The sequence below is a fragment of the Aquitalea sp. ASV15 genome (assembly GCF_016429115.1).
GTDB classification, from domain to species: Bacteria; Pseudomonadota; Gammaproteobacteria; order Burkholderiales; family Chromobacteriaceae; genus Aquitalea; species Aquitalea magnusonii.
Genome location: NZ_JAELTZ010000122.1, coordinates 1 through 970, shown reverse-complemented (window position 1 = coordinate 970; position 970 = coordinate 1). Strand labels below are relative to the sequence as shown.

Genomic DNA, 970 nt, shown 5'->3' with positions numbered 1-970 from the left:
CCCACGGTGAGGCCGCGTACCGATTGCTGGAATTTCAGCTGCAGCGGCAGCACTTCGTGGTCGGGCGACTGCATGGCCTGATCGCGGCTATTGGCCAGGAGGAAGGTGCTGCTGGCCGCGGCCGGCCGGCCTTCCTGCACGGTGAGCGGGGTTTCGAAGGCCACGCCGCCCAGCATGATGGCGCTGAGCGACTGGGTATGGACTTTCAGGCCATTGGCCGAGACCGACAGGTCCACCCCGCTGGCGTGCCAGAAGCGGCTGTCTTCGGTGACAAAGCGGTCATAGGGGGCGTTGATGAAGACGGTGATGTCGACATGGCGGCCCTGCTGGCCCAGCTGGTAGGCCACCACCTGGCCCACCGGCACCCGCCGAAAATACACGGGGGCGCCGATGTCCAGCGAACCCAGCTCCGTGGCCTTGAGCACGAACTGGCGGCCGGGCAGGTCGCCGGTGAGGATGGGTGGCACCTCCAGCCCGGTGAAGTGCTGGCTCATCTCGCTGCTCTTGCCGGCATCCATGCCGACATAGGCTCCGGACAGCAGCGTGCCCAGGCCGGAGACGCTGCCCCCGGCAATGCGTGGCCGCACGATCCAGAAACGGCTGTCACGCGCCAGAAAGCGCTCGGCCTCCTTGCTCAGCTGGGCGGTGGCCTCGATATTCTTGCTGTCCGGGCTGATGCGCACCGCGGTGACTTCGCCGATGTCCACATCCTTGTACTTGATGCGGGTCTTGCCGGCCTCCAGCCCTTCGCCACTGCGGAAGGTGATGGTGATGGTGGGGCCGCGCGACAAGATGGCCTGCACCGCCAGATAGCCGCCAATCAGGGCCGCCACCAGCGGAATCAGCCAGACCAGCGAGGGCGACCAGCGGCTGGGGCGGCGGCGTTCGGCCACGGCCAGCGGCACGCTTGGCGGGTGGGCAGGCAGATCTTCAGCCGCGGTCTGCGGCGGGTGTTGGTCACTCATCATCA

The 970-nt window shown here is 67.3% G+C and carries 1 protein-coding gene; it reads right to left on the bottom strand.

Going from position 1 to position 970, the window contains the following annotated elements:
* On the bottom strand, window positions 1-970 hold a 970-nt coding region (locus JHD64_RS21100), incomplete at both ends, for an intermembrane transport protein PqiB (protein ID WP_233170650.1).